The 14,830-nt window shown below is 43.9% G+C and carries 15 protein-coding genes; 2 read left to right on the top strand and 13 right to left on the bottom strand.

From position 1 onward, the window contains the following. Nucleotides 1-4 precede the first annotated feature (4 nt). From ispF to DKT73_RS16225, 7 genes are all read right to left on the bottom strand, one after another. Nucleotides 5-499, bottom strand: coding sequence for a 2-C-methyl-D-erythritol 2,4-cyclodiphosphate synthase (gene ispF / locus DKT73_RS16255; protein ID WP_111639604.1), 495 nt, complete (start codon nt 497-499; stop codon nt 5-7). A gap of 28 nt (nt 500-527) precedes the next feature. Then, nucleotides 528-1,235 (bottom strand): 2-C-methyl-D-erythritol 4-phosphate cytidylyltransferase, encoded by a 708-nt coding sequence (ispD, locus tag DKT73_RS16250; protein ID WP_111639603.1) that lies wholly within the window; start codon nt 1,233-1,235, stop codon nt 528-530. Beyond that, a complete protein-coding gene (locus tag DKT73_RS16245; RefSeq protein ID WP_111639602.1) occupies nt 1,232-1,510 on the bottom strand; it encodes a septum formation initiator family protein in 279 nt (92 codons plus the stop codon). Before DKT73_RS16245 ends, ispD begins: the two co-directional genes overlap by 4 nt. Nucleotides 1,511-1,620: 110 nt before the next feature. Then, on the bottom strand, nt 1,621-2,916 hold the full coding sequence (gene eno / locus DKT73_RS16240) for a phosphopyruvate hydratase (RefSeq protein WP_111639601.1): 1,296 nt from the start codon (nt 2,914-2,916) through the stop codon (nt 1,621-1,623). Between the two features lie 51 nt (nt 2,917-2,967). Continuing rightward, nucleotides 2,968-4,602 (bottom strand): CTP synthase, encoded by a 1,635-nt coding sequence (locus DKT73_RS16235; protein ID WP_111639600.1) that lies wholly within the window; start codon nt 4,600-4,602, stop codon nt 2,968-2,970. Between the two features lie 197 nt (nt 4,603-4,799). Next, nucleotides 4,800-5,756, bottom strand: coding sequence for a PDR/VanB family oxidoreductase (locus tag DKT73_RS16230; RefSeq protein WP_111639599.1), 957 nt, complete (start codon nt 5,754-5,756; stop codon nt 4,800-4,802). A gap of 73 nt (nt 5,757-5,829) precedes the next feature. Next, on the bottom strand, nt 5,830-6,951 hold the full coding sequence (locus DKT73_RS16225; RefSeq protein ID WP_111639598.1) for an aromatic ring-hydroxylating dioxygenase subunit alpha: 1,122 nt from the start codon (nt 6,949-6,951) through the stop codon (nt 5,830-5,832). A 278-nt stretch (nt 6,952-7,229) separates the two neighbouring features. Between DKT73_RS16225 and DKT73_RS16220 the strand changes: the two genes are divergently transcribed. Further along, a complete protein-coding gene (locus tag DKT73_RS16220) occupies nt 7,230-7,955 on the top strand; it encodes a GntR family transcriptional regulator (protein ID WP_111639597.1) in 726 nt (241 codons plus the stop codon). Nucleotides 7,956-7,965: 10 nt separating this feature from the next. On the opposite strand, the gene DKT73_RS16215 is transcribed toward DKT73_RS16220, so the two are convergent. Further along, complete coding sequence (locus DKT73_RS16215) at nt 7,966-8,262, bottom strand: DUF6482 family protein (RefSeq protein ID WP_111639596.1); 297 nt, start codon at nt 8,260-8,262, stop codon at nt 7,966-7,968. Nucleotides 8,263-8,389: 127 nt separating this feature from the next. Here DKT73_RS16215 and DKT73_RS16210 point away from each other — a divergent pair, with 127 nt between their 5' ends. Then, a complete protein-coding gene (locus tag DKT73_RS16210) occupies nt 8,390-9,067 on the top strand; it encodes a nucleoside/nucleotide kinase family protein (RefSeq protein ID WP_111639595.1) in 678 nt (225 codons plus the stop codon). Nucleotides 9,068-9,102: 35 nt separating this feature from the next. Here the strand turns inward: DKT73_RS16210 and DKT73_RS16205 are convergent, their stop codons facing one another. From DKT73_RS16205 to accA, 5 genes are all read right to left on the bottom strand, one after another. Then, a complete protein-coding gene (locus DKT73_RS16205) occupies nt 9,103-11,139 on the bottom strand; it encodes an FUSC family protein (RefSeq protein ID WP_232827914.1) in 2,037 nt (678 codons plus the stop codon). A gap of 20 nt (nt 11,140-11,159) precedes the next feature. Then, a complete protein-coding gene (locus DKT73_RS16200; RefSeq protein ID WP_111639593.1) occupies nt 11,160-12,020 on the bottom strand; it encodes an efflux RND transporter periplasmic adaptor subunit in 861 nt (286 codons plus the stop codon). Between the two features lie 4 nt (nt 12,021-12,024). Further along, nucleotides 12,025-12,228, bottom strand: a complete 204-nt coding sequence (locus DKT73_RS16195) for a DUF1656 domain-containing protein (RefSeq protein ID WP_111639592.1) — start codon at nt 12,226-12,228, stop codon at nt 12,025-12,027. 158 nt (nt 12,229-12,386) lie between these two features. Further along, nucleotides 12,387-13,694, bottom strand: a complete 1,308-nt coding sequence (gene tilS / locus DKT73_RS16190; protein WP_111639591.1) for a tRNA lysidine(34) synthetase TilS — start codon at nt 13,692-13,694, stop codon at nt 12,387-12,389. 92 nt (nt 13,695-13,786) lie between these two features. Then, a complete protein-coding gene (gene accA / locus DKT73_RS16185; protein WP_111639590.1) occupies nt 13,787-14,734 on the bottom strand; it encodes an acetyl-CoA carboxylase carboxyl transferase subunit alpha in 948 nt (315 codons plus the stop codon). Between the last annotated feature and the right edge of the window lie 96 nt (nt 14,735-14,830).

Genomic DNA, 14,830 nt, shown 5'->3' with positions numbered 1-14,830 from the left:
AAACTTAATTGAAAAGAGCTTGCTTGAAAATAAGGGCGACCGCTTCCACAGCAATACCTTCTTTTCGACCTGTAAAGCCAAGCTTTTCTGTCGTGGTAGCTTTTACATTGACCGCGCCAATGTTTATCGCCAAATCTTCTGCTATGTTGGCTCGCATTGCATCGATATAAGGGCGCATTTTAGGAGCCTCTGCGATAATAGTAACGTCCACATTGGCGACACAAAAACCAAGCAGCTGTATCTCTTGATAAGCACGTTTTAATAACATACGACTGTCTGCACCAGCAAAAGCGGCATCCGTATCTGGAAAATGCTTTCCGATATCTCCCAGAGCAGCCGCTCCTAACAAAGCATCCGTCAAAGCATGCAAGGCAACATCACCATCAGAGTGAGCAATCAACCCTTGGGAATAAGGGATAACAACGCCGCCAATGACAATGTGATCTCCCTCGCCAAATTTATGAACATCAAAACCATGACCGATACGAAACGGCATCATGATGATTACTCCTGTGTTATGAATGGCATCAACAGTTTGAATGAGAAAGATAAGAAAAAAGCGCTTCAGCAATCAGCAAATCTTCAGGTAACGTGATTTTTATATTGCTGCTCTCACCGACGACAAGATCAGGATGCCAACCAATAAATTCCATCGCGGAACATTCGTCTGTCACGGATATTCCCTGTGCTTGCGCTTTCTCTAATGCCTCTAATAAAGCATGGGCTGGAAATTTCTGCGGTGTCTGTGCCAACCAGATCGCATTACGATCTAGAGTCGCATCAACCAAGGGTAAATCAGACATCTGCAGCTTGATCGTATCTTTGGCAGGCATGGCTAATAATGCCCCCTGCGCAGAATGGTGATTGATAATTCGGTTCAACGCCGTTTGGCTTAACAAAGGGCGCGCTGCATCATGAACCAAAACCTCTTGTTCCTCCCCGTCGATTGTACCCAGTAAATAGCGCAACCCTTTTTGTACGGTATCACTGCGCTCTTTACCACCGACAAAGCTATGGACACAACCGTGATCATGCCAAGCTGAATCGGGCCAATAAGGATCGTTTTCACTGACCCCGACAAGCACACCCGCAATACGTGGGTGAGTAATAAAAACCGCAATAGAACGATCTAATATGGTTTTTCCAGCAAGCGATAGATATTGTTTTGGACAGTTCGCTTGCATTCGTTGGCCCACACCAGCAGCAGGAATAAGAACCCACAGAGGCTTTGTCATTTTTTATTCACCATACGATAAAACACTTCACCATCTTTTATATATTGAAGCTCGCTACGCACATGTTCTTCTACAGCCTCTTCGCCAAGACGAAGATCATTCACTTGAGCTCTTAATGCTTGATTTCGGTGTTTCAAGCGCAAATTGATACGCTCTTGATAGGCAATCTGTTTTGCTAGTTCTTCCTGACGCTTAATGCCCTGTTCACCAAAATACAAATGATAGGATTGATAGCCCACGGCACAAACAAAGAAAAAAATTAACAAACGTGCCATACAACACCCTCAACCTCTAAAAAAATACATTCCCTATTATCGAAGGAATTGAAGCAAAAAAAAATAAAAAAAGGGAGAACCAAGTTCTCCCTTTATGAAGTCAGACGATATTACGCCTGACCTTTGATCTCAGAACGACCTTTGTAAGGTGCTTTGCCACCTAATTGCTCTTCAATACGTAGCAATTGGTTATACTTAGCCACACGGTCAGAACGGCATAGAGAACCCGTTTTAATTTGACCCGCAGCAGTACCAACAGCAAGGTCAGCAATGGTTGCATCTTCGGTTTCACCAGAACGGTGAGAAATAACCGCCGTATAACCGGCCGCTTTTGCCATCTTGATGGCTTCTAACGTCTCGGTCAAAGAACCGATTTGGTTAAATTTAATCAAGATAGAGTTGGCAATACCCTCATCGATACCACGCTTCAAAATCTTAGTATTAGTAACAAAAAGATCGTCACCCACTAGCTGGATTTTATCGCCAAGAATTTTAGTTTGGTAAGCAAAACCTTCCCAATCTGACTCATTTAAACCATCTTCGATAGAAACGATGGGGTACTGCTCGCAAAGCTCAGCAAGATAATCAGAGAAACCTTCTGAGGTGAAAACTTTACCTTCGCCTTTTAGGTTGTACTTACCATCTTCATAAAATTCAGAGGCAGCACAGTCCATCGCCAAGGTAATGTCTTTGCCTAGCTCATAACCAGCCGCGGCAACAGCTTCTTTGATAACCGCCAATGCTTCAGCGTTAGACGCAAGGTTAGGAGCAAAGCCACCTTCATCACCCACCGCTGTATTTAGACCACGGTCACTCAATACTTTTTTCAGTGCATGGAAGATTTCCGCGCCGTAGCGCAATGCTTCACGAAAGTTTGGCGCGCCAACAGGCTGAATCATGAACTCTTGAATATCAACGTTGTTGTCTGCGTGCTCGCCACCATTGATAATGTTCATCATAGGTACAGGCATTGAGTAAACGCCTGGTGTACCATTTATGTCTGCAATGTGCGCGTATAATGGGATCTTCTTAGAAATCGCTGCGGCTTTCGCCGCTGCCAAAGAAACCGCCAAAATAGCATTAGCCCCAAAGGTAGATTTGTTTTCTGTGCCATCAAGATCAATCATAATATGATCTAGTTCAGCTTGAGCAAGGGCATCTTTACCGATTAAGGCATCACGGATTGGGCCATTTACCGCAGCCACCGCTTTTAATACCCCTTTGCCTAGATAACGACTTTTATCGCCATCGCGTAATTCTAAAGCTTCACGAGAACCGGTAGAGGCACCAGACGGTGCACACGCTGAACCTACAGAACCGTCTGCCAAAATAACATCCGCTTCCACAGTAGGGTTACCACGAGAATCTAAAACTTCTCTGGCTTTAATATCAACGATTTGACTCATAACAAACCTCTTAAAATAAATGAAAAATCACAAACTGCCTGTTTGCGCTACTTATTTTTCTTTTCCTGCATATTTCAGCGCCGCATGTACAAAGGCACTAAACAGGCCGTGTCCATATCTAGGCGTAGAGGTGAATTCAGGGTGGAACTGACAAGCAACAAACCATGGATGATCGGCAATTTCTACCATCTCAACCAAAGAATTGTCTTCTGAACGACCAGAAATCGTTAAGCCTGCTTTTTCCAACGCTTCAACATAAAAGTTGTTCACTTCATAACGATGACGATGACGTTCTTTAATCACAGCTTTACCATACGCTTCAAAGGCCTTTGTGCCTTCCGTAAGATTACAGTTCTGCGCGCCAAGACGCATCGTACCACCTAGATCGGATTCCTCTGACCGGATTTCTTTGGAACCCTCTGCGTTTGTCCATTCTGTGATCAGACCAACGACTGGGTTCTCTGCTTTTAAATTAAACTCAGTGCTGTGAGCACCTGTTAAGTTTGCCACATTTCGAGCAAATTCGATAACCGCTACTTGCATACCCAAACAAATACCCAAGTATGGTACTTTGTTTTCACGGGCATATTGCGCTGTTAAAATCTTACCTTCCACACCGCGCTCACCAAAACCGCCAGGAACTAGGATCGCATCCATTCCTTTTAGAGCGTCAGTGCCTTTTTCTTCAATGCTTTCAGAATCAATATAATGCAATTTCACCTTAGTGCGAGCGTGAATACCAGCATGATCCATTGCTTCAATCAAAGATTTATACGCATCCAGCAATTCCATGTACTTACCGACCATGGCAATATTGATTTGTTTTTCTGGATTCAGTTTCGCCTGAGTGACCTTATTCCAAATCTCAAGATCTGGCATATTACAATCTAGATTAAAGTATTCAACAATCAGACTGTCCAAACCTTGATCGTTTAGCATCTGTGGAATACGGTAAATCGTATCGGCGTCAGGAAGAGAAATAACAGCACGCTCTTCTACGCTTGTGAACAACGCAATTTTCTTACGCTCTGGCGCTTCAATCGACACTTCTGAGCGACAAATAAGAATATCAGGCTGAATACCAATAGAACGCAGCTCTTTTACAGAGTGCTGTGTCGGTTTGGTCTTGGTTTCACCCGCAGTACGAATGTAAGGCACTAATGTTAAGTGCATGAATAAAGCGCGACGAGATCCCAGCTCTACTTTAAGCTGACGAACCGCTTCTAAGAAAGGTTGTGATTCGATATCGCCTACCGTACCGCCAATTTCAACCAAAGCGACGTCAGCGCCTTCAGCACCAGAAAGAACGCGGCGTTTGATTTCATCGGTAATATGAGGAATCACTTGCACCGTACCACCAAGGTATTCACCACGACGTTCTTTTTTCAGAACATGCTGATAAACACGACCACTGGTAAAGTTATTACGTTTGCCCATTTTAGTAGAGATAAAGCGCTCATAATGGCCAAGATCTAGATCCGTTTCGGCGCCGTCTTCTGTGACGTACACTTCGCCGTGCTGGAAAGGACTCATGGTGCCAGGATCCACGTTGATGTAGGGATCTAGCTTTAGCATGGTGACTTTTAGACCACGAGATTCAAGGATAGCGGCCAAAGATGCTGCTGCCAAACCTTTACCAAGAGATGAAACTACACCGCCTGTAACGAAAATATATCGTGTCGCCATGAGTGTTTAACCCGCCTTAAAATATGAAAAAATGAGATTTGATGGCACAGATCAATGCACCTTCAGGACGGGGGAAAATAATAACATCGTCAGCCCCTTCACTCAATGTAAAACGCAGTTGTTTTACATTGAGTGAAGAAACATGACACAACAACTCGATAGGTAAAGACGTAAATATCAAAACCCTTTAAAGCACACTACAAATCAAGCTCTAAGATGGGTGTTTTTGAGCGCGAGCAACACGGCATCATAAACTTGCCTTCGGCATGCTCCTTATCGGTTAAAAATACATCCCTATGATCTGGAATACCGTCGATCACACCAGTTTGGCAAGTCCCACACACACCCGATTCGCAAGACACAGCCAGAAAAACACCGTTGTTATCTAATACTTCAAAAATACTCTGATCGGCCTCGACATCAAAGACCTCACCCGTGCTATGAATCTTCACTTTGAACGCTGTATTATCACTGACGTTTTCCGCAAGCGCCGGCGCGGCGAAAAACTCTCTGTGCACACGATCTTCAGGCCAGCCTAACATTTTTGCCTGCAGCAAGACGTGATTGATAAAGTCAGCCGGACCACAAATATACAATTCAGAATGATTAGAGTGACGAGATAAGACATTAACCACATCCATCCGACCAGACCCAGCCAATTGACTAAAGTGAAAATGCATTTTATCGGCAAAAGAGGCGCTTTTTAATGCTGCAGAAAATGCCGCCGTTTCAGGCGTCTTTGCACAATAATGAAATTCAAAAGACTGTCCCGTTTTTTGCAACTGTTGCGCCATTGGTAACAAGGGGGTGACACCAATACCACCCGCCACTAAAACACTATGACGCCCCGTGGTGACTAATGGAAAGTGATTCTTTGGAGCACTGATGGAAACCGCATCACCGATGTGTAAACTATGTACCTCAACAGAGCCCCCTCTTGATTGGGGATCTTTTAACACAGCAATCTCATAATACTGTGCATCAGATTGCAACCGACACAATGAATATTGACGAATCAAACCGCTTGGTAAATGAATATCAATGTGAGCACCCGCGTCAAAAGCTGGCAGTGCTGAGCCATCGACAGAACCTAACACAAGCCGAACCACACCTTGCGCTTCGGTAACAACATTTCTAACGACTACCGGAATCATTTGGTTCTCCTGAACGATTATTTTGAGACACTAGAAAGGACACCCAGCGCCAATCTAGTGATCACTCAATGCGTTAAAATGACACCGTTTGCAACGGCCCATTCCCTTGTGAAGATGATGTGTCCATCTGCTCTTTCACAGTACGTTCTTTAGCCGCTATTTCTTTAGAGATAAGACGATCAATAATTCGTCTTGACTGCACACCACCAGCATCAATATCTAATTTCAATAGGTCGTAGTCTGGGAAGGCTAAAAGATTTTGTTGCTGGCGTTCTAATACCTCTAAATCCTCCGCAAAAATCTTGCCCTGTCCTTCACGTATGGTATCGGTTAATGCTTGATCTTCAGGCTTGAAGTTACGTGCCATCCCCCAGAAATACCAAATCGAGGTTTCCGTTTCTGGAGTGATAAAATCCACTACAGTACTACTGGCTTTTTTGTCTGCGGGTGCATCAAAACCACCATTACCTGCATGAGCCACCCCTACATCAATCATCACATGGGAAGGCGGACTGAAGCGACAAATCTGCCAACGATCTACAGGAACATTGTCAGCTAACCCATTGCCTCGCAACGCCGCTTGCCAAAATGGCGGCGCCATAATGTTTTCCATAAAACGACTGGTAATCACTTTATCACCTTCCACAGTGGTAGAAACAGGCGATTCGTCAATTTCTTTCTGACCAATACTGCTGGCATGGACATAAGTCTCATGCGTCAAATCCATTAGATTATCGACCATCAAGCGGTAATCACAATGGATGTGATACAAACCGCCACCGTAAGCCCACTCTGGACTTACCGCCCACTCTAGATAGGGAATCAACTCTTTATCCGCTTGAGATTGATCGCCAGGCCACACCCAAATAAAACCATAACGCTCTTCAACCGCATAAGACTTCATACAAGGAAAGCCTTTCACTCGTTGTAAAGGCATCTCTTTGGTTTTGCCATCCGCGCCCATTTTTAAACCATGATAACCACAGACCAAAAGCCCGTCTTCCACATAGCCTAACGACAAAGCGGCACCACGATGCGGACAAAAGTCTAATACCGCAGCAATTTCATTTTCGTGAGAACGATAAAAAGCAATGTTTTCACCACAAATTTTACGACCAAGAGGTTTGCTGCCCGCGACCTCTTCAGACATGGCGGCAACATACCACGCATTTTTGGGATAAGTTTGCTGACTCATTGGAACTCTCCTGCTTTTATTTTTATTCATTGGATCCAATATAGACAAAATAAATCATAAAACAATATAGTTATGCATTTATTGGATCCATTTAGTACATAATGAATAATAGCTAATGAGCTAAACAATTGATAAATAAAAGCTTCTTTAAAAGCAATGCTTGCACACCATGACAGGCAAAACGCACGACTGGATCCAATACATTATTTTTTCATCTATATTTACGTTATTATGATTTTTTACAAAATCTTCAAAGGCTGGACAATGAGCACTTCCCAATGAGCAAACCCGGACAACAGGTAATCAGTCGCTTAAGACAAATGATCTTGTCTGGTGAACTGGAATCAGGACAGCGTCTTGCGGAAATCCCCACCGCAGAGCAACTCGGCGTATCACGGACACCGGTTCGCATTGCTTTTCGCAACTTAGAGCAAGAAGGTCTACTGACAAAACTATCAGGACGTGGCTACATGGTACGTCAGGTAACGCAGGCTGAGATTAGCGGCTCTATTGAAGTTCGAGGTGTATTGGAAGGATTAGCGGCTAGACAAGCAGCAGAAAATACCTTATCTAGGTCTCAAACTGCCGAACTATTACACCTACTGAAACAAGGCGACGAATTATTTGCCAAAGGCCACATTACAGAGCAAGACCTCGCGATATACCACGACATGAATCAGCGCTTTCATCAGGTCATCATAGAAGCCAGTTTAAATCCCGCCATTGCAGAAGCCTTAAGTAGAAACGAACATCTTCCTTTTGCCTCTGTTAGCGCTCTGGCCTTTGATAGAAACAACCTAGCCCAAGAATATCGCCGCTTCAACTTTGCTCATATGCAGCATCATGCCGTATTTGACGCCATCAGTCACGGACAAGGCAGCCGAGCTGAAGCTATCATGCGGGAGCATGCTAACGCGACCCACGGCTATGCAAAAATTTTCTCTCAAATGGAAGAAAGCGGCGAAAAAATGCACGTGCTTAACAATGTAAACGCAACAATGTAAACTCAATGACTCATGATAATTCCGTATTTCCAAGCGGCACTTCTAAAGCGTTACTGACACCAATAGGTTGACCTACCATCTCGTCATAAGCGCTCTGATGACACAACACCATGGCCCCAACACTCTTGCCTTTAAACAAAGCTTGTAGATCTAACTTGTTATGACTGGTTAAAAAACGCCCTTCATTGGTTTTTATGTACTCTTCTTTTTCTCCGATAACAATTGACAGCTGGTACAAATTTGACTCTAAAGAATGCAGCTTCACCTTATCAATATGAGAGATTTTTTTAAGCTCTTTTAATTGCATAACAATACACCTTCGTGGTTTTTCATTAAGTACGGATCCAACCATCGCTTAGTTCACATAAAATGGCGAACCTGCCGAATAAGTTCATGCTAGAGTATTGCGATAGAAAACAATAACAGGAAAAATTATGATCCCAGCAGTACATGATAGTTATACAGACTCAGCGGACGTTAAAAACGCCTTAGCGAAAATCCAAGCCTATATAAATCAACCAAACCGAACTTTAATCGGTTTAACAGGAGGCCCAGGCTCAGGCAAAAGCACCCTAGCAGATTATTTACTGAGTCATTTCAGCAAACAGCAAAACATTGAGGTCATTTGCCTTTCAATGGATGGTTTTCATCTATCAAAGGCTCAACTTAGCGCCCTACCCAATGCAGATGAAGCATTTGCAAGACGAGGGGCTCCATGGACATTCGACAGTGCTGCCTTTGTAGAACGCGTTAAGCGCATTAAACACGGCTATCAGCAAGAAGACATTTTATGGCCAAGCTTTGATCATGCGCTCGGAGATCCGACGGAAGATGACTTAACTATTCGAAAAGAAACAAAGGTCATATTAATTGAAGGGCTCTATTTGCTGCATCAACATGACGGCTGGCAAGCGTCCCAAGCCTTATTCAGTGAGCATTGGTTTTTAGATGTTCCCGTTGACGTAGCAATTGAACGCTTGGCAAAACGCCATATGAAGGCATGGAATTTCAATCATCAACAAGCGATGGAGAGAATTCATCAAAGCGATGGACTAAACGCAGAATTGGTCGCAACATACAAAGATCAGGCTGATTGGTTGTTAAGAGTCTAGAGCTTATCTAGACTCTCGCATATCGTGTTGTTTTGTTACGTTCTTTGAGCGGCAATAGCGTCGGCGCTTCTTTCAAACGTCAGGTTGATACGCAAGAACATACCTTGTATGGCTTCAACCTGATTCGAGTCCCCCACAAGGCGAATCAACTCATGGTATAAAGAGTTGCACGCTTTCTCAAAACCATCATCATAGCGGCCTTTACTTGCCAATAAAAAAGCATTCGCCAAAGACACCTGCCAATGCTGCAATGATGACAAAGAATTTCCCGCTAAGCCTTCACAAATCGAGCGCAAGCGAATAGAAACATGGCCAAGATTCAGCGCCGTTAAAGCCAAGTCGGTTATGGCTCGCGACTTAGAACCTTGGTCATAGTTGGTTAAGCGCAACAATCTATCTGCCATACGCCGGTTATACCAAGCCGTTGGGCTAGCATGCTGATTGATTTCTAATAAGTCGTGATACGTCGTTTTAAAAATACGATGAACCAACAACTGAACACTCGGTCCGGTAATGAGATGGAATACCCAAAATAAAATACACACTCCGGCAAAAATCGCCATGGCAGAACTTAGTGTGTAGTCGATGGAGAAAGTCCGACTCATATCTCTGCTGGGACTGACAAGAATGGAGAAAGGGATACAAAAACCCAACCCATAAGGCAAAGTTTGCCTATCCGCTAAAAGCAATAGACCAATAAAAAACGGCCCAGCCAAAATCAGCAATAAAATCTCCAATTGCCCAGAACTTTGCGATAATAAGTTGAGCGCGAAGAAAATCGCCACAAACGACGCCACAACAACACCAACGAGCAGCCTTTTCAGAACCACTTTCAAAATCATGAGGGGCAATCTTGCTAACATGATGGAAAAAATAACGGGCAAAATCATAATCATCAAGGCCGCAGTGGAGCCCGTTCCAACCCAAATTGCAGCACCAATTAAAAACACTATCGTGGTTCGAATGCCAATAATCAATCCCGCTAAAGGGTCTTGATAAGTCAACATGCTTGGCGCATTCAATAAAGTGCTGTCACGCTCTTCTAACGCTCGAAAAGCCCGCAACAATATCGTTAACTCGGAGGTAATTTCCGCCCCCACATTTAGCATATGAGATTCAAAAGGCACGTCTGCATCATGATTCGAGCGATAATCATTAAGATCACTTCGTAGTGCTTTAACTTGCTCTAAGCAATAGTCAAAATCATCGGATTCTGCAATACGCCCAAACGCGTCTCTCAATCGATCAAGAAGTTGGGTTAAAACAGGCGTCATCAGCTCGGTATGACGACGCTGTAAACGACCAAAGATTTGCACTAATGCCAACAAAGACAACACTTTTTGAGCCAATTGATTTGCTGCTCGTGAACGACCGGGGCCTTTTGGCCCTTCGTAACTGACCGCACTGGAATCTTCACTGACCATCCCCAAAGTCGCCATGATGCTATCTATTTGCTTATGGCGATTTTCATGAGTGCCAGACTTGTCCAATTCCGTGACTAAATATTGCAATGTCTGATTAATCACCGATCGGGCTTGCCGCTGCAGACTGTCTTTGACTTTGACAGGCCAAAACATATGGCTAACGACACCCGCACAAATGGAGCCTATAACAATTTCACTGACTCGAGCTTGCGCAACAGCAAAAACCGCCTGACTATCCGCCGTTGATGGACTCACCATTACCATCAGTACAATGATTTCAGCGGTCACAGCCGCCATAGCAAAAGCATAAACAAAATTCGCCTGACGAACCATCGCAGATAAAGCAGCGTTTAATCCCAACCATAACGCCAGCATACCCAGTGCCAGATAGGGATAAGGCATAAATTGCGTCAACAACAAAATACCAAACAAGCCACCAATAATCGTGCCGATAATTTGGCAAATGGCCTTCTCAATCACCAGACCACTTTCAGGCCGCATTTGCAAAAACACAGCGGAAACCAAAGCCCAATAGGGACGATCAAGGTTTAAAGAAAGCGCTATTGTCAACGCCATTGCCATTGCAATAACGCCTTTCAGCGCAAAAATAACCGCCTGCCTTTCTGGCAACAACAGATTGCGAAGCACGACTTCCAAGACGATCTCCCTTACTTCTCAGTAAGATGAATAGTAGCGGTCATACCTGCACTCAACTGAATACCGTCAGGCAGAGAATCTAATTTTATATCAACTGGGATTCGCTGGGATAAACGCACCCAATTAAAAGTTTGTTGAATTTGCGGGAGAAGCTGCCCATTGCTCTGCGTATTGGTATTCGCAATCGCTTTGCCAATGCTGACCACATGACCAATTAAAGGCTCACCACCACTTAATAAGGCGATCTTGGCTTGCTGCTCTAAATGCACCAAGGGAATTTTAGTTTCCTCAAAATACCCCGTCACATAAAAGGAATCGGACTGCACAATGGCAAAAACCGCGCCGCCTTGAGAAACATAATTCCCTTGGCGCAAGTTCAGATTAATGATCTGCCCTGACACAGGGGCATGTATTTGCGTTCGATCAAAATTAAGCTGTGCGGTCATTTCTTGCGCCAACGCCAAATCGTAGTTCGCTTTCGCAATATCGGTACTGATTCGTGCTGACTCTAAATCTTCATCACTGATGGCATTCTGATCACGCAACGCAGTACGGCGCTCGTATTTATGCTTAGCCAACTGCCAAGAATATAAGGCGTTTTCTGTGTTGGCTTTACTCTGGTTGAGAGCCGCTTGATAACGCTGCGGATCAACACTAAAGAGTACATCGCCTTTTTTAACCGTTTGATCATTAATGACATTCAGATGTGTCACCCATCCAGAGACATCTGGTGCGACTGTCACTATATCGGCGCGTACACGACCGTCTCTTGTCCAAGGTGAGTGCATGTACTCATTCCACACCCAACGCCCCGCAAAGACAGCGATGATCACGATAGACACAGTCAAAAGAATACGCAGATATTTTGCCATTGATTTACCTTCCATCTAATACATACACAGTGAATGCTAAGTAACAAATAAACAAAGACACTTCAAACCAAGCCACTCGCCAAATACGATCATGCCAATCCAAACGGTGAAGAATAAAACGTGTCAGCGCAGCCAATAAAAAAGCAATCGGGAAATAGATAACCAATGGGCTAAATTCTAACCCACCAAAAACAACCGTCTGAAGCATGAGAAATACCCTGTCATATTAAGAAGGCAGGCTGTGTAAATAAACTAACCAGTATCATCCTGAATTAAGAATAGAATTATATCGAAATAACGCAAAATAAATGTGCAGTTAACAGCCAAATAAAAATACATTCATAACAACAAGCTACCTCGAAAGGTTTACCTTGGAAAAGGCAGTTTTTTTCTGACCTCCCATTTGATGTGGATATCTAAATAGTGAGGATGACGCCAAAGATCGCCAATCGCCACCAAAATATCCCCCTGATAAAGGTAAGGTAAATGATCTCGCCACCAGCTTGGAATACCTTGATCATTAAGCCATTTTTTAATTTTTCGGGTTTTACCATTGGGCATGATGAGACTTTCCCCTAACGGTCGAGCCTTTAAGACAAAATCATCGCCGCCACTGATACCAATACAATCAAATGGACGTATCAAGATTTCATCCGATACTAACCGCGCCAACTTAACCTCTTCGTCTATTGGCAAAAGATAAACGGCATTTTGGTGGCGCATTATTCTTCCATGTAAAAATGTAAATTCAGGCTGTTTATCTTCTGCACTGAAAAACATCATATCCACACTTTCCAACTGAGACTGTGTCAATGAAACCGCGTGCCCCAGTAAAAAATATCGCCACCAGAAAAGCCGTTCGTCAGTTGTTTTTTTAGAAAGATAAGATAAATTCAAACCGCCAAATTCATTACACCAAACAGCGAGCTGCTGCTGAGCAAACTGGTCAAGCATCGCATAATCCATGGCTATCCGCTGAGTACAGGAGGTAATGCTTTGCTCCAAGTTAGAAAAACGCTCTTGCAAAATAGGCACAACACTTTGACGAAGAAAATTACGTGTAAAACGCTCATCAATATTAGACTCATCATGAATCCAAACAAGACCATGCTGCTGAGCATAATCCTCAATATGCTTTTTCGATGCGGTTAAAAAAGGACGAATCAAACGAGACTTTTCGTTACCAAGCCCTCTTTCTGGCGGAATACCAGCTAACCCTTTTCCGCCTGTGCCACGCAGCAAACGAAACAATACGGTTTCAACTTGGTCCCCCGCATGATGAGCCAGCAGAATGACATCTTGCTCCCCCATTACGGTTTGAAAAGCTTGGTAACGAGCCTTACGAGCCGAGTCTTCCAACGAAGCCTGAACCTCTAATTGCACTCGCTCAGTAACACAAGGCACACCGAGCCCTTCACAGATAAGCTCACAATGTTTAAGCCAGTCATCCGCGTTCACGCTTAAACCATGATGAACATGAATAGCCGCCATTTTTTGCTTCTGTTCACTCGACACTTGGCTAACCAAAGCATGCAATAATACATGCGAATCAACCCCACCACTAAAGCCGACCCACACGGTCCCCTTTGCAGAGGAAAACACAGCATTGATCCACGCCTCGTTAAAGCGAAGAGGGGACAAAGAGGATAATGGCTTCAATGTAGAATGGGTCATCGCAAACTCTTTAGAAAAATACCCAAAACATAGGTATAAGAGACAAAAAAGCCCCCTAACTATAGGAGGCTTTTTGTAGAAGCAAAAGCGCTTTACAAACCGTAGGACATCAAACGGTTATAACGACGAGCCAATAGCTCTTCCGTCGTTAACGCTTCCATACGATCCAATGCCGCTAAGACATTTTTCTTTAAACTTTTAGCCATTTCTTCATGAGAAATGTGCGCACCACCAAGCGGCTCTTGAATAATAGTATCCACAAAGCCTAATTCTTGAAGGCGCTGAGCCGTAATCCCCATGGCTTTTGCTGCATCAGACGCACGGTCTGCGCTCTTCCACAAAATAGACGCACAGCCCTCAGGAGAAATAACTGAGTAGGTACCGTATTGCAGCATCATTAGCTCATCGCAAACACCAATAGCCAAAGCACCACCAGAACCACCTTCGCCAATAACGGTAGAAATAATCGGTGTTTTAAGGCGAGACATGACAGCCAAGTTGAAGGCGATCGCTTCACTTTGACCGCGCTCTTCCGCGCCAATACCAGGATAAGCTCCTGGTGTATCGATAAGAGTCACGATTGGCATATTAAAACGCTCTGCTGTTTGCATAAGACGCAATGCCTTACGGTAACCTTCTGGACGAGGCATACCAAAATTACGCAACACTTTCTCTTTTACTTCACGACCCTTCTGATGACCAATCACCATTACAGGGCGGCCATCTAAACGAGCAACACCACCAACGATCGCGCGATCATCCGCATAATGACGGTCACCATGCATTTCTTCAAAATCAGTAAAAGCATGTTTTATATAATCAAGAGTATATGGGCGCTTTGGGTGACGCGCTAATTGAGAAACTTCCCATGCCCCTAAATTACTAAATAGGCTCTTGGTTAACGCTATTTTTTTATCTTCAAGACGACTGATTTCATCGCTTATGTTGAGTTCATTGTCATTGCCGACTAAACGCAACTCTTCAATTTTTTGTTCGAGCTCAGCAATCGGCTGCTCAAAAGGGAGATAATTTAAATTCATGTTTAATTACACTACTGTTTGGTTGCCATCAAATTCAACGACAAAAGACCATTAGCCTCTTGCCCCACAGCTCTGCTAGGCGCGTCTCAACGCCGC

Origin of the sequence: Marinomonas shanghaiensis (assembly GCF_003259175.1) — a bacterium.
Taxonomy (GTDB): domain Bacteria; phylum Pseudomonadota; class Gammaproteobacteria; order Pseudomonadales; family Marinomonadaceae; genus Marinomonas; species Marinomonas shanghaiensis.
The sequence above is the reverse complement of the archived record's forward strand: the minus strand, read 5'-3'. Positions and strand labels throughout refer to the sequence as shown.

Coding starts and splice junctions, on each gene's coding strand:
- DKT73_RS16230 (WP_111639599.1), bottom strand. CDS start 5,756: ATGATTCCGGTAGTCGTTAGAAATGTTGTTACCGAAGCGCAAGGTGTG.
- DKT73_RS16235 (WP_111639600.1), bottom strand. CDS start 4,602: ATGGCGACACGATATATTTTCGTTACAGGCGGTGTAGTTTCATCTCTT.
- DKT73_RS16195 (WP_111639592.1), bottom strand. CDS start 12,228: ATGCTTCAGACGGTTGTTTTTGGTGGGTTAGAATTTAGCCCATTGGTT.
- DKT73_RS16245 (WP_111639602.1), bottom strand. CDS start 1,510: ATGGCACGTTTGTTAATTTTTTTCTTTGTTTGTGCCGTGGGCTATCAA.
- DKT73_RS16210 (WP_111639595.1), top strand. CDS start 8,390: ATGATCCCAGCAGTACATGATAGTTATACAGACTCAGCGGACGTTAAA.
- accA (WP_111639590.1), bottom strand. CDS start 14,734: ATGAATTTAAATTATCTCCCTTTTGAGCAGCCGATTGCTGAGCTCGAA.
- DKT73_RS16220 (WP_111639597.1), top strand. CDS start 7,230: ATGAGCAAACCCGGACAACAGGTAATCAGTCGCTTAAGACAAATGATC.
- DKT73_RS16225 (WP_111639598.1), bottom strand. CDS start 6,951: ATGAGTCAGCAAACTTATCCCAAAAATGCGTGGTATGTTGCCGCCATG.
- ispF (WP_111639604.1), bottom strand. CDS start 499: ATGATGCCGTTTCGTATCGGTCATGGTTTTGATGTTCATAAATTTGGC.
- eno (WP_111639601.1), bottom strand. CDS start 2,916: ATGAGTCAAATCGTTGATATTAAAGCCAGAGAAGTTTTAGATTCTCGT.
- tilS (WP_111639591.1), bottom strand. CDS start 13,694: ATGACCCATTCTACATTGAAGCCATTATCCTCTTTGTCCCCTCTTCGC.
- DKT73_RS16215 (WP_111639596.1), bottom strand. CDS start 8,262: ATGCAATTAAAAGAGCTTAAAAAAATCTCTCATATTGATAAGGTGAAG.
- ispD (WP_111639603.1), bottom strand. CDS start 1,235: ATGACAAAGCCTCTGTGGGTTCTTATTCCTGCTGCTGGTGTGGGCCAA.
- DKT73_RS16200 (WP_111639593.1), bottom strand. CDS start 12,020: ATGGCAAAATATCTGCGTATTCTTTTGACTGTGTCTATCGTGATCATC.